This is a genomic window from Streptomyces sp. ISL-36 (assembly GCF_018614205.1).
Lineage (GTDB): Bacteria > Actinomycetota > Actinomycetes > Streptomycetales > Streptomycetaceae > Streptomyces.
In genome coordinates this window covers 23,611-43,832 of the sequence record NZ_JAGGOS010000065.1, presented here as the reverse complement: position 1 = coordinate 43,832, position 20,222 = coordinate 23,611, and the positions used below count along the sequence as shown (strand labels likewise).

The following is a 20,222-nucleotide window of genomic DNA, read 5'->3' as shown; positions in this document are numbered from 1 at the left end:
CGTGGCGGCGGCCCTGGCCGACCCCGAGCCCGCGGCCGAGCTGCTCGCGACGACCCGGGACGCCGCCGAGTGGGAGAACCGGGACCGTTACGTGGCGCGGCTGGCCACGTTCGCGTACAGCCGTGACGAGTGGCTGGCCCAGTGGCTGGCCGCCGCGCCCCGCGATCCGGACGCGCTGCTCGTCAAGGCGGAGCTCGCGGTGCGCAGGGCCTGGGAGTCGCCGGCCCGCGCGGAGCGGTTGCGCGAGCTCGGGCCGCTGATCGACGCCGCCGCCGAGGCTTCGCCGCGCGACCCGGTGCCGTGGCGGCTCGCGCTCGACCACGCGCGCGGCACCCACGCCGCGCACACGGCCTTCGAGTCGCTGTGGGAACAGGCCGTACGCCGCTCGCCGCACCACTACGGCTGCCATGTCGCCGCCCTGAAGTACCTCTCGGCCCAGTGGTACGGCTCGCACCGCGAGTGCCTGGACTTCGCCGAGCAGGCAGCGGAGGACGCGCTGCCCGGCTCGCTCGTCCAGGCCCTGCCCCTACGCGCCGCCTTCGCCCAGCTCCTCACCGGCTCCCTGCCCCTGCAGGAGGAGCGGATCGACGAGGCGGCGGACCGGGGCATCGCGCTGTCGCGGGAGTATCCGGCGGGCGATCCCTGGCCCGCCGAGGTCCGCAATCTGCTGGTGTGCGTGCTGCTCCGGAGGGGACGCTGGCCGGACGCGCTGGAGGAGTTCCGCAGGATCGGGCCGTACGCCACGTCCTTTCCGTGGGCCTTCGTCGGGGAGGATCCGCTCGGACGTTTCCTGGACGCGCGGGACGGCGTACGGGCGGAAGTCGCCCGCACGATGCCGCTGAGCGGAGCCTGGCGCGGAGCCGGCCGGGCAGCCCGGTGCGGACGGGCCGGACGACGCGGTCCCGGCGGCCATTACGCTTGACCGCTGTGACCACCGCTCGCCTGCCTCTCTTCCCGCTCAACGCGGTGCTGTTCCCGGGCCTCGTGCTGCCCCTGAACGTCTTCGAGGAGCGTTATCGCGCCATGATGCGCGAGCTGCTCAAGACCGACGAGTCGGAGCCGCGCCGCTTCGCCGTCGTCGCGATCCGCGACGGCCGTGAGGTCGCGCCGACCGCTCCGGGCATGCCCGACCCGACGGCACAGCCGGAGAAGGGGCCCGCCGCGGGGTTCGGCTCCGACCCCATCCAGGCCTTCCACCGGGTCGGCTGCGTCGCCGACGCGGCGTCGATCCGGGAGCGCGCGGACGGCAGCTTCGAGGTGATGGTCACCGGCACCACCCGGGTGAAGCTGCTGTCGGTGGACGCGAGCGGGCCGTTCCTGGTGGCCGAGGTGGAGGAGATCCCGGAGGAGCAGGGCGAAGAGGCGGGCACGCTCGCCGAGGGCGTGCTGCGGGCGTTCCGGAACTACCAGAAGCGGCTGGCGGGAGCGCGGGAGCGGTCACTGACGACGAGTGAGCTGCCGGACGACCCGTCGGTGGTGTCGTACCTGGTCGCCGCTGCGGCGGTGCTGGACACCCCGGCGAAGCAGCGGCTGCTGCAGGCGCCCGACACGGCGACGCGGCTGCGGGAGGAACTGACGCTGCTGCGGGCGGAGACGGCGGTGCTGCGGCATCTGCCGTCGCTTCCGGCGGTGGACCTGACGCGGGCGCCGACGAGCCCGAACTGACGGAGGAGTCCTGTTGGCGAAGAAGCAGAAGAAGCAGGCGAACGGCGGCGGCACCCCGGCGACGGTGGCCCTGACCGCGTCCGGGACCCCGTTCACTCTCCACTCCTACGAGCACGACCCGGCGTCGCCCTCGTACGGCGAGGAGGCGGCGGAGGCGCTCGGCGTCTCCCCCGACCGGGTCTTCAAGACCCTGGTCGCGGACGTCGACGGCGAACTGACGGTCGCGGTCGTCCCGGTCGCGGGCCAGCTGGACCTGAAGGCGCTCGCCTCGGCGGTCGGCGGCAAGCGGGCGGCCATGGCGGACCCGGCCGCGGCCGAACGCACCACGGGTTACGTCCGCGGCGGCATCTCCCCGCTGGGTCAGCGCAAGCGCCTGCGCACGGTCCTGGACGCGTCGGCCTCCGGCCACGCCACCATCTGCGTCTCGGCGGGCCGCCGCGGCCTGGAGGTCGAAGTGACCCCCTCGGACCTGGCGACCCTGACCTCGGCGGTCGTGGCCCCGATCGGCCGCGCATAGGTCATGACGGCGCCAGTCGGCCGCCCGAGGTCATGAGCGCGTAGGTCATGAGCGCGTAGGTCATGAGCACGTAGGTCATGAGCACGTAGGTCATGACCGGCCCGGTCGGCCGGGCGCGTCGGCCGTTACGGCGCCGGCGGTGTGTGGGTCTCCGGCGCGGGCCACTCCGGTTCCGGGTCGTGGGGGCCGAAGAGGGCCGTCAGGGCGAGGTGGACGATCATCGCCGCGATCGGCCACGCCAGCATCGCGCCGGCCCACATCTCCAGCTTCAGAGGCGCGTCGAACTCCACGTTGACCCCCACCGCCTTCGCATGCCCCACCACGTCGTGCGTCGGGCCCAGGAACGTCCCCACGCCCCATCCCAGCAGCGACCCCAGCACGCCTCCGACCGCGAGCGCGAGCACCAGGGCCACGCCGCCGTGCCGGTGGAAGAGGAGGACGAGGCCCGCCGCGACCGCCCCGAACGCGAGGGCGAGCAGCACGAACGTGCCGTCCGCCCCGATCGCCGACTCCCCCTCGCTGTGGCGCAGGAACACCGCCTTGCCGTCCGAGATCAGCGGCACCCGCGGAGCCAGCCACAGCCACAGCAGCCCCAGCGCCACTCCGGCGACCGTCGAGACGGCGGCCACCACGGAAGCCTGCCGGAGCTCCGTCGCCACGCTCGGGGCGCCGTCGGACTCGGGCAGCGGAGGATACGGCGCCGGCCATCCGTCGGAGTCGTGCGGCGGTGGCTGGTGAGGCGGTGTCAGAGGTGCGGTCACCCCGCCATCGTGCCAGGTGCGGACCGCCGCCGCCTCAGCGGACCGCCGCCCGCCGGTACGCCCACGTCGCGACCGCCAGCGACACGACCCCGACCGCCCCGCACACCGCGAGGTCGAGGCCGACCGCGGCCCAGTCCGGGTGCGGATCGAAGGTCCTGGCCAGTGCCTCCACCCCGTACGTCGACGGCAGCAGGTCCCGCGCCCAGCCGATCGGTCCCGGCAGCCGCTCCGCCGGCAGGACGCCGAGCAGCAGCGCCGCCGACATGCCGAGCTGGCCCAGCAACGTGGCCAGCTCCTGGCGGGGTGCCAGCAGCCCGAGCGCCGCGCCGAGCCCCGCGAGTGCGGCGCCCGAGAGCGGGACGACGGCCGCGAGGATCCACAGATGCCCGAGCGGCAGCCCGAAGAGAAGCGAGCCGATGACGGCCGTCACGACCGTCCCCGGCACGGTGAAGGAGGCGTAGGCCCCGGCCGCGCCGAGCACCACGGCCGCGGGCGGCACCGGCAGCGTGGCGTAGTGGTCGAGGCCGCCGCCCGCCCGCAGCTGCCCGAAGTACTGGGCGAGCAGGTTGAGGGCGACGAAGGCGACGACGAGGACGGCCGAGCCGGCCACGACGGCCCGCGCCTCCGAGCCGCCGTCGACGACCCCGCGCATGAGGACCATGATCCCGACGGACTGGAACGTCGCCACGAAGAGCAGCGGAATACGGGAGACCCGGGCGCGCGAGAGCTGTGCGCGGTACACGGCGGCGAGGGCCGGCAGCAGCCGGGCGCGCGGGGCGAGGGGCGCGGCGCCGTCCTCGTCACCCCGCACCGGGGCCGGGAGCGCCCCGGTCGACAGGGCCTCGGCGGGCACGATGCTCACTGCGTACTGCTCCTGTCACTCGGGCTCAAGCGATCCCTCACGCCGTCGGCCGGCCGCCCGTCGATCGGTCGGTCCTTCACGCCTTCACCAGTCCCTCGGTCGCGCCGCCCAGCGCCAGATACACGTCCTCCAGGCTCGGCGTCGCCAGCGTGAAGTCGTCCAGGGCGGCGAACGCCGCCCCTCCCGTCACCGCCGCGACCGCCGCCCGGGCCTCGTCCGGGGCCAGCCGGAGGGTCCAGCGCCGCCCCGATTCCTGGGCCAGTTGCCGCAGCGCGGCGACCTCGGGGACCTCCAGCGGTGGGTGTTCGCGCCAGACCAGGTCGACTCGGACCTCTCCGGCGACGCGTTCTTTCAGTCCGGCCGGGGTGTCGCAGGCGATGACCCGGCCGCGTTCGAGGACGGCGACCCGGTCCAGTACGGTCTCGGCCTCGATCACGTTGTGGGTGACGAGCAGCACCGTGGTGCCGTGTTCGGCGCGCCGCCGGTCGACGGCCGACCAGACGGCTCGCCGGGCGAGCGGGTCCATGCCGGTGGTGGGCTCGTCGAGGACCAGGACCGGCCGCTCGCCGACGAGGGCGGCGGCGACGCAGGCCAGTCGGCGCTGTCCGCCGGAGAGCTTCCTCAGGGGGCGGGCGGCGAGGGCGGTGAGGCCCAGTTCGTCCAGGACCGCGTCCCGCTCGGCCCGGGCGTCACGGGCGGAGAGCCCGCGCAGCCGCCCGGTTGTCTCGGCGGCGAGCGCGACGGTCAGTTCGTCGAGTGCGGTGGACTCCTGGCCGAGGTGGGCGAGAAGCCGAGAGGCCCGTTCCGGGTGGCGTACGAGATCGTGGCCGAGCATCCGGACCGTGCCGGAGTCGGGGCGCATCAGTCCGGTCAGCTGACGCACGAGCGTGGACTTGCCGGCGCCGTTGGGCCCGAGCAGACCGAAGATCTCGCCGCCGCGCACATCGAGGCTGATGCCGTCGGTGGCGCGGATCTCGGGGGTCGCGGGCGCTCCTCGCCTGCCGCGCGCGGCGGGGTACGTCTTGACCAGATCCCGCACCACGCACACCGTACTCACGAGGGATGAGCCTACGGGGTCCTGCCGCCTACTCCCCCGCGGGGGCGTGTTCCGCTGCGGCCCGGACGTCGATCTCGCGCCAGAATCCGGCCCTGATGGCGTACCGGTCGTGCTCGTCGATCTGGTCGTCCTTGTGGGCGAGCAGGCCGAACCTCGCCGCGTACCGGAGCAGTTCGCCGTCGATGCGGTGCGGGATGCGTGGGTACATCGTGGACAGCTTCTGGACGTGGCTCTGCTCGGGGAGCCGTTCCATCCACCGTCGGGCGAACACCTGTCCGACCTCGAAGGGGTCGCCGCCGACGGTGGTGATGTCCTCCTCACGGTCGGCCCACCGCTGCTCGGCGCTGGTGAGCTGGGCGAGGGTGGGCAGGGAGGCGGTCTCGGGGGGCTCGCCGAGCGCGCTGCCGCCGGGGCGTTCGATCCAGCCCTTGTCCGAGGACCAGCGGAGGGTGGCGCCGGCGGGCTGGGGGGCGGGGGCCGGGGCGCCGGGGGCGCGCAGTGCCGCGAGGTCCTTGGGGGTGGGGACGCCCTTTCCCGTGGCCGGTGCGGGGACGCCGGTGGCCGATCCGTTCTCGGCGGACGCGGTGGCGGAGGCGGAGGAGGATGCGGGCTCCGAGGGGGCGCCGGGCGCGGGCGCCCGGGTCCCGTTCCGTACGGCGGCCGCCGCTGCCGCCTCGGCGGCCCGTTCGGCGGAGGCGGCGAGCGCCGACTCGGGCAGCGGGGCGGAGAGGATCGCGGCGATCTCGGGGCGCGGGGCGGGCGGGGGCGCGCAGATACCGGTGAGGTCCTTGGCCCGGACGGCGCGGGTGATCCAGGCGCGGTCGAGGACCCGGCGCTCGTCGGCCTCGGCGACCAGGTCCTCGGACTGGTTGTAGTCGCCGTCGGCGGCCTGGACGGCCCAGAGGTGGACGGCGACGCCGTGTTCCTTCGCGGACATCAGGCCGGGCAGCAGGTCGCCGTCGCCGGTCACCAGGACCACGTCGGAGCAGGCACGGTTCCTGGCCAGCTCGGTGAGCTCGGCGTGCATGGCCGCGTCGACACCCTTCTGGGCCCAGCGGCCGTCGCTGCGGGTCAGGGCGCCCAGCCGGACGGTGACCCGGGGCATCACGCGCAGCCTGCGGTGCTCGGGCTGGGGCACCCGGTCGGGCGCGCCGTCGAACCAGTAGATGCGCAGCAGCGGCTGCTCGGTGTCCGCCTCGGCCCGTTCACGGAGTCCCTGGATGAGGGCGGCGTGGTCGACGGTGATCCGGGAGCGGGCCGGTTCCCCGGCGAGGAGGCTCGCGGCGGCGCCCAGCAGATAGCCGGCGTCCACGAGAACGACGCAGCGGTCCACGTGTTCCACCCTCTTTCGGGAACCTCGGGATCGGGAGTTGCTTCGAATTCCTTCGAGTCTGCCCGACCGCCGGGGGGTTGACGGCCGGAACTCGATCATCGGCGTGGCGAATGTCACGCTCCCCGACGCTCACCGTCCGTAATGATCCAAAATGCGGCGGTTCAGGCGGTATGTGAGTCTGGCAGCGGCCCTGGCCCCGAGATTCCCCTGAGGAGGCATCACCATGGCCAAGAACAAGAACCAGACCCGCAGCCAGAAGCAGCAGTCGCCGGCGGAGCGTGGCACCCAGCAGGCGCAGCAGTCCGCGATGGAGTCCCAGACCGAGCAGCGCACGTCGCAGGTGACCCCAGGCGATATGGCCCGCAAGGGCAGGCAGAAGCGCTTCGGCCACAACTGACGCTGCGGCCGTAACGGCAAGGGGCGCGCCCGTGACGACGGGCGCGCCCCTTCCGCGTGCGTGCGGCTTCCGTGCGCGTAACGGCTTCGTCCGCGTGCGGCTTCCGCGTGGGTGCGGCTTCCGCGTGCGTGCGGCTAGCCCGCCAGGCAGGACGGGCCGAGCAGCACCTTCAGATCGCCGAAGAGCGCCGGGTCGGGCTGGACCCGGTGGCGGTCGAGTCGCAGGACGGTCGTCTTCCGCGGGCCCTGGAGCTTGATCCGTACCTCGGTGTTGCCCTTGTGGTGGCCGAGGATCTCGCCGAGCCGGCTGATCATGGGCGGGGTGACCTTCACCGTCGGGATGGTCAGCACGACGGGCGCGTTGGTCCCGGCGTTCGACAGGTCGGGGACCATCAGCTCCATGGCGACCAGCCGGGGCACGTCCTCACGCTTGTCGAGCCGTCCCTTCACGAAGACGACCGTGTCCTCGACGAGCTGGGTGGAGACCAGCTGGTACGTGGCCGGGAAGAACATGCACTCGATGGAGCCGGCCAGGTCCTCGACGGTGGCGATCGCCCAGGCGTTGCCCTGCTTGGTCATCTTGCGCTGGAGCCCGGAGATGATGCCGCCGATGGTGACGACCGCGCCGTCGCTGTGCTCGCCGCCGGTGAGCTGGGAGATCGCCGCGTCCGTCTTGTCGGACAAGACGTGCTCGATACCGAAGAGCGGGTGGTCGGAGACGTAGAGGCCGAGCATCTCGCGCTCCTGGGCGAGCAGGTAGGACTTCTCCCACTCGACGTCGGAGAACTCGACGTCGAGGCCGAAGCCCGGCTCGTCGCCGGCCTCGTCGCTCATGCCGCCGAAGAGGTCGAACTGTCCCTCGGCCTCCTTGCGCTTGACCGCCACCACGTTGTCGATCATGGGTTCGTGGTGGGCGACGAGCCCCTTGCGGGTGTGGCCCATCTCGTCGAAGGCACCGGCCTTGATCAGCGACTCGATGGTCCGCTTGTTGCAGACGACCGCCTCGACCTTGTCGAGGAAGTCGGGGAAGGAGGAGTACTTCCCCTTCGCCTTGCGGGTCTTGATGATCGAATCGACGACGTTGGTACCGACGTTGCGGACGGCGGAGAGGCCGAAGAGGATCACGTCGTCGCCCTGGGCGGCGAAGTTCGACTCGGACTCGTTCACATTGGGCGGCAGGACCCTGATGCCCATGCGGCGGCACTCGTTGAGGTAGACCGCGGACTTGTCCTTGTCGTCCTTGACCGAGGTGAGCAGCCCCGCCATGTACTCGGCGGGGTGGTTGGCCTTGAGATACGCGGTCCAGTACGAGACCAGACCGTACGCGGCGGAGTGGGCCTTGTTGAAGGCGTAGCCGGCGAAGGGGACCAGGACGTCCCACAGGGCCTGGACGGCCTCGTCGCTGTACCCCTTGTCCCGGGCGCCCTTCTGGAAGAGGACGAAGTTCTTCGCCAGCTCCTCGGGCTTCTTCTTGCCCATCACGCGGCGGAGGATGTCGGCCTCGCCGAGGGAGTACCCGGCGATGATCTGGGCGGCCTTCTGCACCTGCTCCTGGTACACGATCAGGCCGTAGGTGACGTCCAGGACCTCCCTGAGCGGCTCCTCCAGCTCCGGGTGGATCGGCGTGATCTCCTGCTGCTTGTTCTTGCGCAGCGCGTAGTTCGTGTGGGAGTTCATGCCCATCGGGCCCGGGCGGTACAGGGCCGAGACGGCGGAGATGTCCTCGAAGTTGTCGGGCTTCATCAGCCGCAGCAGCGAGCGCATGGGGCCGCCGTCGAACTGGAAGACACCGAGGGTCTCACCGCGCTGGAGCAGTTCGAAGGTCTTGGGATCGTCCAGCGGCAGCGCCAGCAGGTCGAGGTCGATGCCCTTGTTGGCCTTCACCATCTTGACGGCGTCGTCCATGATGGTCAGGTTCCGCAGGCCCAGGAAGTCCATCTTGAGCAGGCCGAGCGACTCGCACTGCGGGTAGTCCCACTGCGTGATGGTCACGCCGTCCGTGTGCCGCACCCAGATCGGGGCGTGGTCGACGATGGGCTCGCTGGACATGATCACGCCGGCCGCGTGGACGCCCATCTGCCGGACCAGGCCCTCGACGCCCCTGGCGGTGTCGATGACCTTCTTCACGTCCGGCTCGTTCTCGTACATCGCCCGGATCTCGCCCGCCTCGCTGTAGCGCGGGTGGGAGGGGTCGGTGATGCCGTTGAGGTCGATGCCCTTGCCGAGGACGTCGGCGGGCATGGCCTTTGTGAGCCGGTCGCCCATGGCGTACGGGTAGCCGAGGACGCGGGCGGAGTCCTTGATCGCGTTCTTCGCCTTGATCTTGCCGTACGTGCCGATCATGGCGACCTTGTCGGAGCCGTACTTCTCCGTCACGTACCGGATGACCTCGACGCGCCGACGCTCGTCGAAGTCGATGTCGACATCGGGCATCGAGATGCGCTCGGGGTTGAGGAAGCGCTCGAAGATCAGGCCGTGCGGGATCGGGTCGAGGTCGGTGATGCCCAGGGCGTAGGCGACGATCGAGCCGGCCGCGGAGCCTCGGCCGGGGCCGACGGCGATGCCCTGCTTCTTGGCCCACATGATGAAGTCGGCGACGACGAGGAAGTAGCCGGGGAAGCCCATCGAGATGATCGTGTCCATCTCGTACTCGGCCTGCCGCATCCGGTCGTCGGGGATGCCGCCGGGGAAGCGCCGGTGCATACCGCGCATGGTCTCCTCGCGGAACCAGGTGACCTCGGTGTAGCCCTCGGGGATGTCGAACTTCGGCATGAGGTTCTTGGCCTCGAACATGCCGCTGGTGTCGATCTGGTCGGCGACCAGCTGCGTGTTGGCGCAGCCTTCCTGCCAGGCGTCGGAGGAGTCGATGGCGTACATCTCGTCCGTCGACTTCAGGTAGTAGCCGGTGCCGTCGAACTTGAAGCGGTCCGGGTCGGAGAGGTTCTTGCCGGTCTGGATGCACAGCAGGGCGTCGTGGGCGCCGGCCTCGTGCGCGTACGTGTAGTGCGAGTCGTTGGTGACCAGCGGGGGGATGCCGAGCTTCTTGCCGATCTCCAGGAGCCCGTCACGGACCCGGCGCTCGATCTCGATGCCGTGGTCCATCAGCTCCAGGAAGTACCGGTCCTTGCCGAAGATGTCCTGGTACTCGGAGGCGGACTTCAGGGCCTCGTCGAACTGGCCGAGGCGCAGCCGGGTCTGCAGCTCGCCGGAGGGGCAGCCGGTGGAGGCGATCAGCCCCTCGGACCACTGGGAGATGGTCTCCTTGTCCATCCGGGGCCACTTCTGCAGCCAGCCCTCGGCGTAGGCGTCGGAGGAGAGCTTGAAGAGGTTGTGCAGCCCCGTCGCGTTGGCCGCCCAGATCGTCTTGTGGGTGTAACCACCCGAACCGGAGACGTCGTCCTTCTTCTGGTGCGGCTGGCCCCACTGGATCTTCCGCTTGTTGCGCCGGGACTCGGGTGCGACGTAGGCCTCGATGCCGATGATCGGCGTCACGCCGGCCTTCTTCGCGGAGTGGAAGAAGTCGTACGCCCCGTGGAGGTTGCCGTGGTCGGACATGGCGATGTGGGACATGCCCATCTCGTTGCACGCCTCGAACATGTCCTTGAGCCGCGCGGCACCGTCCAGCAGGGAGTACTGGGTGTGGACGTGAAGGTGCGTGAAGGGCGGCTTGGTCACGGCGGAAGGCCTCCAAAACAGTCTGGGGGGACAGCGTGGAAGTCTACGTCTCCCCACTGACAACCCGGAGTGGAACACTGCGGGGCGGAGCCCTCCAGTGGGGGCGCCGGCCGGGCGACGGGTGGGCACTCCGGAGTACGGTCGCGCGTTGAGGACACGGAAACACGCGTCCTTTTTGTCATGCACCATTTTGCGCCACAGCCCGTACCAGGAGGCACCCACCGATGTCGGTCCCCCAGCCCACCGCCGCCGAGCGCGGTGAGCAGATCCTCGCCGTCTTCGACACCGCCTTCGGTGAGCTCCTCGCCGCCGACCCGGCCGCCTTCCGGGTCAAGTTCCGCAAGATGGCCGCCTCCGCCTTCGCCTTCTACCGGGGCACGGCCTGCCTGTTCTACGCGGACCTGGAGCGGGAGCGCCACGGCGGGCCGTACCTGGACGAGCGGACCGGCCGGGTCTGGATCCACGGCGACCTGCACGCCGAGAACTTCGGCACGTACATGGACGCCACCGGTCGGCTGATCTTCAACGTCAACGACTTCGACGAGGCGTACGTCGGCCCCTTCACCTGGGACCTCAAGCGGCTCTCCGCCTCCCTCGCGCTGATCGGCTACACCAAGGCGCTCGGTGACGAGCAGATCACGGAGCTGGTACGGATCTACGCCGCCGCCTACCGGGAGCGCATCCACGCCCTGGCGACCGGCGCCAAGGACGACGAGGTCCCGCCCTTCACCCTGGACACGGCCGAGGGGCCGCTCCTGGACGCCCTGCGCGACGCCCGCGGCATGACCCGCTTCGGGCTCCTGGACTCGATGACCGAGATCCGCGACTTCGAGCGCCGCTTCTCCTCGGGCGGCGGCGCCATCGAGCTGGACGCGGCCACCCGCTACAAGGTCCTGGCGGCCTTCGACGGCTACCTGGAGACCCTGCCGGAGTCGAGCCTGACCCGCCCGGACTCGTACCGGGTCAAGGACGTGGTCGGACGGCGGGGCGTCGGCATCGGCTCGGCCGGCCTCCCCTCGTACAACATCCTTCTGGAGGGCAACAGCGACGCCCTCGAGAACGACGTCGTGATCTACCTCAAGCAGGCGCAGACCCCGGCGGTGTCGCGCCATGTGACGGACGCGGCGGTACGGGAGTACTTCCAGCACGAGGGCCACCGCACGGTCATCTCCCAGCGGGCGCTGCAGGCGCACGCGGACCCGTGGCTGGGCTGGACCGAGCTCGACGGCTCGGGGCAGCTGGTCGCGGAGGTCTCGCCGTACGCGGTGGACCTGGACTGGTCGGACATCGACGACTCGGAGGAGATCGCTGCGACCGTGGCCGACCTCGGCCGGGCGACGGCGACGATGCACGCGGCCGCGGACGACTCAAGCGGCCACTCCCTGGTGCCGTTCTCGACCGAGCGGGCCATCGACGCGGCCATCGCGGCCGACGAGGAGGGCTTCGCGGAGCTGCTCGTCGACTTCGCGCACCGTTACGGCGCACGCGCGCGTGCCGACCACCAGATCTTCGTCGACCTGTTCCGCAACGGCCGGATCCCCGGCCTGTAGGCCGGTCCAGGGGCGCCCCTTCAGAGGGGTCCTACAGGAAGGCATGGCACACTCTCCAGCGCTATGGACATATCAGGGACGCGGCTCAGGGGGCTGCGGGCGGCGCTCTTCACGGCACTGGTCGTGACGCTGTCCGCCGGCTCCCATGTGCTGCTCTCCCGGGTGCCGCTGCCGCTGCTGACGGTGGGGCTCCTCTCGGCCGGCGTGTTCGCCGTGGCGTACGCGCTGGCCGGCCGCGAGCGCGGCTTCGGCCCGATCGCCGGGCTGCTCGTGCCGCTGGAGCTGGCGGCCGACACGGTCTTCACGACCGGCCAGACGGTCTGTTACGGCCCGTCCGGCGGACCGGTCGCCGGATCGCTGCGCGCGGTGGGCGTGGACGTGCTGTGCGGCGGCGCGATCGGCGCCCCGCTTCCGGGGGTGGCCGTCCCCGAGCACGGGGGCGCGGTGGCGCTGCTGAACTCCTCCGACCCGGCCCTGCCGTGGCTGCTGCTCGCGGCCCATGTGTCGGTGGGGCTGTGCGCGGCGGCCTGGCTGCTCCACGGCGAGCGGGCGCTGGCCCGGCTGATCGGCGCGGTGGCGGCGTTCGCGTTCCGGCCGCTGCTGCTCCTGTCCGCGCTGTGCGGCGCCCCGCGCCCGGCGCGGGGGCGCGGAGGGCGTCCTTCGGAGCGGCCGCGCCGGTCCCGTACCCGTCTTCTCGTGCACTCCGTCGGACGGCGGGGACCGCCGCGCTCGGGCTTCGCCCTCGTCTGAGCACCGCAGCTTCCTTCCCTTTCTGCCTCCGACGCCCCCGCGCGTCGGTTCGTCCCACGGAGATCACGACCATGAGTGCACGCAACAGCCAGGCCAACAAGGCGGCCGCCCGCGAGCGGCTGCGCATCGAGCGCGAGCGCCAGGCCAAGAAGGACAAGGCCCGCCGCCAGGTGATCGTCGGTGTCTCGGCCGTCGCCGTTCTGGCGGTCGCCGGCGGCATCGGTTACGCCGTCGTCCAGGCCAACAAGCCGTCCCACTGGGAGGCGATGGCCAAGGAGTCGAACGTCACCGCGCCCAAGAACACCGAGGGCACGAACGGCACGACGGTGGTCATCGGCAAGCCGATCGCGAAGAAGACGCTGGAGCTGTACGAGGACTCGCGCTGCCCGGTCTGCGCGACGTTCGAGCAGCAGGTCGGCGCGACGGTCGAGAAGGACGTCGAGGCCGGCAAGTACAAGATCAAGTACATCGGTGCGACCTTCATCGACAACGCCACCCAGGGCGAGGGGTCGAAGAACGCCCTGTCCGCCCTCGGCGCGGCGCTCGATGTGAGCCCCGAGGCGTTCATGAAGTACAAGGCGGCGCTCTACTCCCCGCAGTTCCACCCGGAGGAGAGCCAGGACAAGTTCGCCAAGGACTCCTACCTGCTGGAGGTCGCGAACTCGGTCCCGGCGCTGAAGGGCAACGCGGCGTTCAAGAAGAACGTGGAGAACGGCACCTTCGACGCCTGGGCGATGAAGATGTCCGCGGCCTTCGACGCCAGCGGCGTGACGGGGACGCCGACGCTGAAGATGGACGGCAAGACGCTGACCGCCAAGGGCACCGACAGCCCGCCGATGTCGGTGGAGGAGTTCAACGCCGCCATCACCCCGGCGCTCAAGGGCTGAGAGGTGTCCGGAGTCCCCGGCCCCCGGTGAGCCCGCCTCACCCGGGGCCGGCGGACTCCCGGGGGCTGTGGACTCACGGGGCCGGCGGACTTCCGGGACCGGCGGACTCCCGGGGGCTGTGGACTCACGGGGCCGGCGGACTTCCGGGACCGGCGGACTCCCGGGGGCTCCGGACTCACCAGGCGGACTTCCGGTGGCTCCTGACGTCCGGGCCGCGAACTTTCCGGTTTTCGCCTGCCTGTTCGTCATACTGATCAGTAATCTGACTGGCCGTGACCAGTCGACTCATATCCTCTGCCCCCACCCGCCGTACGGTCGTGAAGGCCGCAGCCGTCACGGCCGTCGCCACCCCGGCGCTGGTGGGCACGGCCTCCCCCGCCCTCGCGGGCACCGAGGCCCCCGCATTCCTCCACGGCGTCGCCTCCGGCGACCCGCTGCCCGACGGCGTCCTGCTCTGGACGCGCGTCACTCCCACCCCCGACGCGGTTCCCGGTTCCCGGCGGGGAGCCGATGCCGCGGTCGGCTGGGAGATCGCCGAGGACCGCGCCTTCGCCCGGACCGTGGCCCGCGGGGCCACCACCGCGACCGCCGCGTCCGACCACACCGTCAAGGTGGACGTGCGGGGCCTGCGCCCCTCGACCACCTATTGGTACCGCTTCACGGTCGGCACCACCGTCTCCTCCGTCGGCCGCACCCGCACCGCTCCGGCCACCGACGCCGCCACACCCGGCATCCGTTTCGGCGTCGTCTCCTGCGCCAACTGGGAGTCCGGCTACTTCTCCGCCTACCGTCACCTCGCGGCCCGCGCGGACCTGGACGCCGTCCTGCACCTCGGCGACTACCTCTACGAGTACGCCACCGGCGGCTATCCCGCGGCGAAGTACACCGTCCGGCCGCACGAGCCGGCCCACGAGATCGTCTCGCTCTCCGACTACCGCACGCGGCACGGCAAGTACAAGACGGACGCCGACCTGCAGGCGCTGCACGCCGCGCATCCGGTGATCGCGATCTGGGACGACCACGAGTTCGCCAACGACGCCTGGTCGGGCGGGGCGGAGAACCACACGCCGGGCGCCGAGGGCGAGTGGGCGGCCCGGGTCGCCGCCGCCAAGCAGGCGTACTTCGAGTGGATGCCGGTCCGCGCCTCGACCGAGGGCACGGTCTACCGGAGGCTGCGCTTCGGCAAGCTGGCCGATCTGCACCTGCTGGACCTGCGGTCCTTCCGCTCCCAGCAGGCGGGCATCGGCAACGGCGCGGTCGACGACCCGGAGCGCACGCTCACCGGCCGTGCCCAGCTGGACTGGCTGAAGTCGGGCCTCGCGGGCTCCGACGCGACCTGGAAGCTGGTCGGCACCTCGGTGATGATCTCGCCGGTCGCCTTCGGCGCCCTGCCGGCCCATCTGCTCGCTCCGCTGGCCGAGTTGCTCGGCCTGCCGAAGGAGGGGCTGGCGGTCAACGTCGACCAGTGGGACGGGTACACGGACGACCGCAGGGAGCTGCTCGATCATCTGACCGGGCGATCGGTCCGGAACACCGTCTTCCTGACCGGTGACATCCACATGGCCTGGGCCAACGACGTACCGGTGAAGGCGGCGACGTATCCGCTGTCGCCGTCGGCCGCGACCGAGTTCGTGGTGACCTCGGTGACCTCGGACAACCTCGACGACATCCTCCATGTGGCGCCGGGCACGGTCTCGGTGGTGGCGGCCGGAGCGGTCAAGGCCGCCAACCGCCATGTGAAGTGGGTGGACATGGACCACCACGGCTACGGCGTGCTCGACGTGACCGCGGAGCGCTCTCAGATGGACTACTACACGGTCTCCGACAAGGCGAGGGCGGACGCCACGACCGCCTGGGCCCGCTCGTACCGGACGCTCAGCGGAACGCAGCGTGTCGAGCGGGTGTACCAGCCGGTTCACTGACGTGACCTCATGGTCGACATTCGGCCATGATCAAGTTTGTTAACGGAAGATCACATCGCCGGGGCGGGTGGCCGATTCGAGAGATCGAATCCGGACACACCACCCGCCTTCGGCCCTCCGTTCGTTACGTCCACGTCTCAAACTCCGGAACGCGCACAAGTTTTTCTTCTCGATGTCCCCATTTGCCCGACGAATGATTGGGCTTGATCGATCCTCATCAACGTCTGACATGGACCCGTAATCTCCCCGCGGTGGCGAGGAAGTTCCTCTCCACAACCCCCCGCGAGGAGTCACCATGCGTGCTCTTACCCGTATATCGCCGCGTATGTCACGTCGTATGCTCGGCACCGCCGTCATGGCCGGAACCCTGGCCCTGGCCCCGCTCTCCGCCCCGTCGGCCGCCCCGGTCACCACGTCCGCCGCCGGCCTCTCCGCCGAGGAGTGCGCGGACGGTACGGACGTCCTCTCCGGCGCCCGTAAGTCCCGCGGCGCCGACGAGCACGGCCACGAGCCGAACGAGGTCTCCGCCGCCCAGGCCAAGGCCATGGACGCGGACCTGAAGAAGAGACTGGACTCGGCCCGCGCGAGCGGCATGAACGCCACCGCCGCCGTGGTGAACATCCCGGTCTACTTCCACGTCGTCCACAGCGGCACCACGGGCAAGCTCAGCGCCACCGACATCAACAACCAGATGTCCGTCCTGAACGCGGCCTACGGCGGCCAGGGCACCGGCAACGTGAACACCAACTTCCAGTTCACCCTTGCCTCGACCGATTACACGGACAACGCGACCTGGTACAACCTGACCTCCGGCTCCACCGCCGAGAAGCAGATGAAGCAGACGCTCCGCAAGGGCGGCGCGGGCGCGCTGAACTTCTACACCGCCAACCTCGGCGGCGGCCTGCTCGGCTGGGCGACCTTCCCGTCCTCGTACAACTCCAACCCGTCCATGGACGGTGTCGTCGTCCTCGACTCCTCGCTGCCGGGCGGCTCGGCGACCAACTACGACGAGGGTGACACCGCCACCCACGAGGTCGGTCACTGGCTGGGGCTGTACCACACGTTCCAGGGCGGCTGCAACGGAAACGGTGACTACGTCAGCGACACGCCGGCCGAGAAGAGCCCGGCGTACGAGTGCCCGGTCGGACGTGACAGCTGCGCGTCCAAGCCCGGTGTGGACCCGATCAAGAACTTCATGGACTACACGTACGACGCGTGCATGACGCAGTTCACCGTGGGCCAGGTCACGCGGATGAACGACGCCTGGACCGCGTACCGCGCCGGCTGACACCGGATCGTCTGAGGAAGGGCGCGGCGGGAGAGCCCCCGCCGCGCCCTTCCGTGCGTCCTACAGACTCTCCAGGAACCCCAGGGCGATCGACCAGGTCCGCTCGGCGGCGGCCTCGTCCCAGTCCGGCAGGTCCGGGTCGGTGTACAGGTGCCCCGCGCCCGGGTAGCGGTAGACCTCCACATCGGCCCCCGCCTTCCCCATCCGCAGATACCAGGACGTCAGCCAGTCGTGCGACTCGAAGGGGTCCGGGTCGGCGATGTGCAGCTGTACGGGAAGGTCGTCGACCGACGCGCTCTCGGCGATGTCCGAGGTGCCGTGCAGCAGCAGCAGCCCGCGCGCCTTCTCGTCACCCAGGGCCAGGGTCTGCGCGACCGAGGCGCCGAACGAGAAGCCGGCGTAGACGAGCCCGCGCTCCGAGTAGGGCGCGGAGGCGAGGACCGCCCGCTTCAGCAGCTCCTCCTTGCCGATCGACTTCTGGAGCTCCATCCCCTCCTCGACCGTCTCCGCGGTTTGCCCCCCGAAGAGGTCGGGCACGCGAACCTGGTGCCCGGCGTCCCGCAGCCGCTCGGCCGCGGCCTCCACCGCCGGACGCAGACCGTAGGTCGAGTGGAAAAGCATAATGTCCATGCGGACCATCCTGCCAGCCGGGCTCACCCAGTCGGAGACACGGAGGCCTCACGTCCATGGACAGCGCGCTGCGACCCCTGCTCGTCGTCGGCGGATCGGTACTGCTCACCCTGGTGGCCGGCTGGGCCGCCGACGTGCTGTTGCGCCGGGCCGACGCCCACCGCCACGACACCCCGCTGTGGGGACTTCTGCGCCGCTGCCGGCTGCCCCTGCAGGCGGTGCTGCTCACCTCCGTCCTGCGCGGCACCTACCGCGAGACCCGGTGGCGGACCGTCGAGGACCACGCGGCGGGAATAGGCCAGTTCCTCTCGCTCGTCCTCATCGGCTCCGGCGCCTGGCTGGTGACCCGCATCGCCGCGGCCGTGGTCGAGTCGAGCTTCGCGCGGTACGCCTCCTCCACCCGCGACCCGGCCCGCGTCCGCCGCGTGCGCACCCAGGTCACCCTGATCATGCGGATCGTGACGGCGGTCGTCGCCGTGGTCGCGGTGGCGGCCATGCTGCTGACCTTCCCGGCCCTGCGCACCGTCGGCACCTCGATGCTCGCCTCCGCGGGCATCATCGGGATCGTCGCGGGCATCGCGGCCCAGTCCACCCTCGGCAATCTCTTCGCCGGGTTCCAGATCGCCTTCGGCGACATGGTGCGGCTCGGCGACACCGTCGTCGTCGACGGCGAGTGGGGCGTGGTGGAGGAGGTCACCCTGACCTTCCTCGCGGTACGGACCTGGGACGAGCGCCGCATCACGATGCCGGTCTCGTACTTCACCAGCAAGCCCTTCGAGAACTGGTCCCGCGGCGGCGCCCAGATGACCGGCACGGTCTTCCTGCACCTGAACCACTCGGCGCCGGTCGCCTTGATGCGCGACAAGCTCAAGGAGATCCTGGCGGAGTGTCCGTCCTGGGACGGCCGCGACTGGAGCCTGGCCGTCACGGACACCACGCCCAGCACGATCCAGGTGCGCGCCGTGGTCACGGCGAAGGACGCGGACGACGTGTGGACCGTGCGGTGCACGGTCAGGGAGCAGCTCGTGGCCTGGCTGGCCGAGGAGCATCCGCACGCCCTTCCCCGGGTCGCGGTGTCGGACGCCGCCCCCGTGCCGCGGGATTCCCGGAGCCGGTTCGACGCCCCGCCGCCGCGGGCCGCCGAGGTGCACAGCAACAACGCGGCCGGGTACCGGACGGACGGCGACGAGCCGCCGCGTACCGGCCGCGGCTGAGGGGGTCACGGGTTACCTCATGCTGCGGACATCCAGGTGCCGCAGCACCCGGTCGACCACCTCGGGGTCGGCGCCCGGCTCGCTCCGTGCCGCCAGCACCTCGTGCCGGGCGGCGGACATCATCTCCCGCTGGATGCGCTGCACGGCCTTGAAGCGCCCCGCCCGCTCGACGAACGCGGCTCTGCGCTCCTCGTCCAGCATGTCGGGACTGATCCGTGCACCGATGTCGAAGGCCCCGCGCAGCAGCCGCTCCTGGACCTCCTCGGGCAGCTCCTCGACGTCCTCGATCTCCTTGAGCCTGCGCTTGGCCGCCTTCGCCGCGCGCAGGGCGAGATCGCGTTCGAAGGCGCGCTCGGCGTCCGCGTCGGCGCGGACGCCGAGCCGCTTCACCAGCCAGGGCAGGGTGAGGCCCTGGAAGACCAGCGTGGCCATGATCACGCAGAAGGCGACGAAGACGATCTCGTCCCGGCCGGGGAAGGGGGAACCGTCCTCCGTACGCAGCGGGATGGCGAGCGCCAGCGCCACCGAGGCCACCCCGCGCATCCCGGACCACCACATGACGACGGTCTCCCGCCAGCTCATGGGGATCTCCTCGGCGTAGTCGCGGCCGGTGTGCAGCCGCTTCGCCAGCCAGGTGGCGGGGAGCAGCCACAGCAGCCGGACGCCGACGACCACGCCCACCACCGCCGCGCCCCAGCCGAGCATCTCGCCCATCCGGCCGTCGGCGGTGCCGAAGACGTTGTGGAGTTCGAGTCCGATGAGCCCGAAGGCGATGCCGGTGACAAGGGTGTCGACGATCTGCCAGAAGGTCTGCCCGGCGAGCCGGCCCATGACGTCGTCGGCGTCGAGGGCGTGTTCGGCGAGGTAGAGGGCGACGACGAGCACCGCGAGGACGCCGGAGCCGCGGAGCTCCTCGGCGAGGACGTAGGCGACGAAGGGCACCAGCAGGGTGAGACCGGTCTGCAGGGTGGCCTCGCCGAGAAGGCCCATGAGCTTGTTGCTGATCAAGCCGAGGGCGAGGCCCACGGCGACGGCCACGACGGCGGAGAGCACCAGCTCGGCGCCCGCGCCCTCCCAGGAGAAGGTGCCGCCGACGGCCGCGCCGATCGCCACGTGGTAGAGCACGATCGCGGTGACGTCGTTGAAGAGGCCCTCGCCCTCCAGGATCGAGACGAGGCGGCGCGGCAGCCCGAGGGAGCCGGCGACGGCGGTCGCGGCGACCGGGTCGGGCGGCGCGACGAGCGCGCCGAGCGCGACGGCGGCGGCGATCGGGAGACCGGGGAGGAGGGCGTTCGCCACGGCGGCGACGGCCGCGGTGGTGACGAAGACGAGAGCGACGGCGAGCAGGAAGATGGGCCGCCTGTTGGCCGCGAACTGGCGCCAGGACGTGCGCTGCACGGAGGCGTAGAGGAGCGGCGGGAGGACGAGCGGAAGGATGTACTCGGGCGGGATCTGGACGTTGGGTACGAAGGGCAGGAACGCCAGCACGATCCCGATGAGGGTCATGAGCACCGGAGCCGGCAGCCCGAGCCGGTCCCCGAGCGGCACGGTGAGCAGCGCGCCGAGCAACAGCAGGAACAGCAGGGCCAATTGATCCACTGGTGTGCCCTTCCGGCCTCGCGGCACGGTCGACGGTCGGGCCTCAACCCTGCCACGCCGGGGCGAATCGGACCGAACCGCCGTGCGGCGCCGCTCGCGAGCGGCGTGCCGTGCCA

General features: G+C 71.2%; 17 protein-coding genes. 10 read left to right on the top strand and 7 right to left on the bottom strand.

Features of this window, described 5'->3' with window-relative positions:
- The 3 genes from J7E93_RS17785 to ybaK form a co-directional block, all read left to right on the top strand.
- Window positions 1-922 (top strand): hypothetical protein (locus tag J7E93_RS17785; protein ID WP_251066689.1); only part of this gene is annotated, 922 nt, incomplete at its 5' end.
- Between the two features lie 5 nt (window positions 923-927).
- Window positions 928-1,665 (top strand): LON peptidase substrate-binding domain-containing protein, encoded by a 738-nt coding sequence (locus J7E93_RS17780; RefSeq protein ID WP_215070540.1) that lies wholly within the window; start codon window positions 928-930, stop codon window positions 1,663-1,665.
- A 13-nt stretch (window positions 1,666-1,678) separates the two neighbouring features.
- The gene (gene ybaK, locus J7E93_RS17775) at window positions 1,679-2,182 is read left to right on the top strand and encodes a Cys-tRNA(Pro) deacylase (RefSeq protein ID WP_215070539.1); all 504 of its coding nucleotides are present in this window, start codon (window positions 1,679-1,681) and stop codon (window positions 2,180-2,182) included.
- Between the two features lie 125 nt (window positions 2,183-2,307).
- Here the strand turns inward: ybaK and J7E93_RS17770 are convergent, their stop codons facing one another.
- The 4 genes from J7E93_RS17770 to J7E93_RS17755 all read right to left on the bottom strand — a co-directional run bounded on the left by J7E93_RS17770 (window position 2,308) and on the right by J7E93_RS17755 (window position 6,195).
- Window positions 2,308-2,943, bottom strand: a complete 636-nt coding sequence (locus J7E93_RS17770) for a DUF2567 domain-containing protein (protein ID WP_215070537.1) — start codon at window positions 2,941-2,943, stop codon at window positions 2,308-2,310.
- 34 nt (window positions 2,944-2,977) lie between these two features.
- Window positions 2,978-3,805, bottom strand: coding sequence for an ABC transporter permease (locus J7E93_RS17765; RefSeq protein ID WP_215070535.1), 828 nt, complete (start codon window positions 3,803-3,805; stop codon window positions 2,978-2,980).
- A 76-nt stretch (window positions 3,806-3,881) separates the two neighbouring features.
- Window positions 3,882-4,853 carry an ABC transporter ATP-binding protein gene (locus J7E93_RS17760; RefSeq protein ID WP_215070548.1) on the bottom strand — a complete coding sequence of 324 codons (972 nt, stop codon included), beginning with the start codon at window positions 4,851-4,853 and terminating at the stop codon, window positions 3,882-3,884.
- A gap of 37 nt (window positions 4,854-4,890) precedes the next feature.
- Window positions 4,891-6,195, bottom strand: a complete 1,305-nt coding sequence (locus J7E93_RS17755) for an NYN domain-containing protein (RefSeq protein ID WP_215070550.1) — start codon at window positions 6,193-6,195, stop codon at window positions 4,891-4,893.
- 223 nt (window positions 6,196-6,418) lie between these two features.
- On the opposite strand from J7E93_RS17755, the gene J7E93_RS17750 reads away from it, so the two are divergent.
- Window positions 6,419-6,592, top strand: coding sequence for a hypothetical protein (locus J7E93_RS17750; RefSeq protein ID WP_215070533.1), 174 nt, complete (start codon window positions 6,419-6,421; stop codon window positions 6,590-6,592).
- Window positions 6,593-6,726: 134 nt separating this feature from the next.
- Here J7E93_RS17750 and dnaE read toward each other — a convergent pair whose 3' ends face one another.
- Window positions 6,727-10,266 carry a DNA polymerase III subunit alpha gene (dnaE, locus tag J7E93_RS17745; protein ID WP_215070531.1) on the bottom strand — a complete coding sequence of 1,180 codons (3,540 nt, stop codon included), beginning with the start codon at window positions 10,264-10,266 and terminating at the stop codon, window positions 6,727-6,729.
- 224 nt (window positions 10,267-10,490) lie between these two features.
- On the opposite strand from dnaE, the gene J7E93_RS17740 reads away from it, so the two are divergent.
- From J7E93_RS17740 to J7E93_RS17720, 5 genes are all read left to right on the top strand, one after another.
- Entirely contained in the window at window positions 10,491-11,816 is a 1,326-nt protein-coding gene (locus tag J7E93_RS17740) for a DUF2252 domain-containing protein (RefSeq protein WP_215070529.1), read from the top strand.
- Between the two features lie 63 nt (window positions 11,817-11,879).
- Complete coding sequence (locus J7E93_RS17735; RefSeq protein ID WP_215070527.1) at window positions 11,880-12,566, top strand: hypothetical protein; 687 nt, start codon at window positions 11,880-11,882, stop codon at window positions 12,564-12,566.
- A 71-nt stretch (window positions 12,567-12,637) separates the two neighbouring features.
- Window positions 12,638-13,453: a DsbA family protein gene (locus J7E93_RS17730; protein ID WP_215070525.1), complete on the top strand. Its 816-nt coding sequence runs from the start codon at window positions 12,638-12,640 to the stop codon at window positions 13,451-13,453.
- 272 nt (window positions 13,454-13,725) lie between these two features.
- Window positions 13,726-15,375: an alkaline phosphatase gene (locus tag J7E93_RS17725; RefSeq protein ID WP_215070523.1), complete on the top strand. Its 1,650-nt coding sequence runs from the start codon at window positions 13,726-13,728 to the stop codon at window positions 15,373-15,375.
- A 325-nt stretch (window positions 15,376-15,700) separates the two neighbouring features.
- Window positions 15,701-16,663 carry a zinc metalloprotease gene (locus tag J7E93_RS17720; RefSeq protein WP_251066687.1) on the top strand — a complete coding sequence of 321 codons (963 nt, stop codon included), beginning with the start codon at window positions 15,701-15,703 and terminating at the stop codon, window positions 16,661-16,663.
- A gap of 60 nt (window positions 16,664-16,723) precedes the next feature.
- Here J7E93_RS17720 and J7E93_RS17715 read toward each other — a convergent pair whose 3' ends face one another.
- Window positions 16,724-17,302: a dienelactone hydrolase family protein gene (locus J7E93_RS17715; RefSeq protein ID WP_215070521.1), complete on the bottom strand. Its 579-nt coding sequence runs from the start codon at window positions 17,300-17,302 to the stop codon at window positions 16,724-16,726.
- 47 nt (window positions 17,303-17,349) lie between these two features.
- On the opposite strand from J7E93_RS17715, the gene J7E93_RS17710 reads away from it, so the two are divergent.
- Entirely contained in the window at window positions 17,350-18,507 is a 1,158-nt protein-coding gene (locus tag J7E93_RS17710; RefSeq protein WP_215070519.1) for a mechanosensitive ion channel family protein, read from the top strand.
- 12 nt (window positions 18,508-18,519) lie between these two features.
- Here the strand turns inward: J7E93_RS17710 and J7E93_RS17705 are convergent, their stop codons facing one another.
- On the bottom strand, window positions 18,520-20,106 hold the full coding sequence (locus J7E93_RS17705) for a Na+/H+ antiporter (protein WP_215070517.1): 1,587 nt from the start codon (window positions 20,104-20,106) through the stop codon (window positions 18,520-18,522).
- Between the last annotated feature and the right edge of the window lie 116 nt (window positions 20,107-20,222).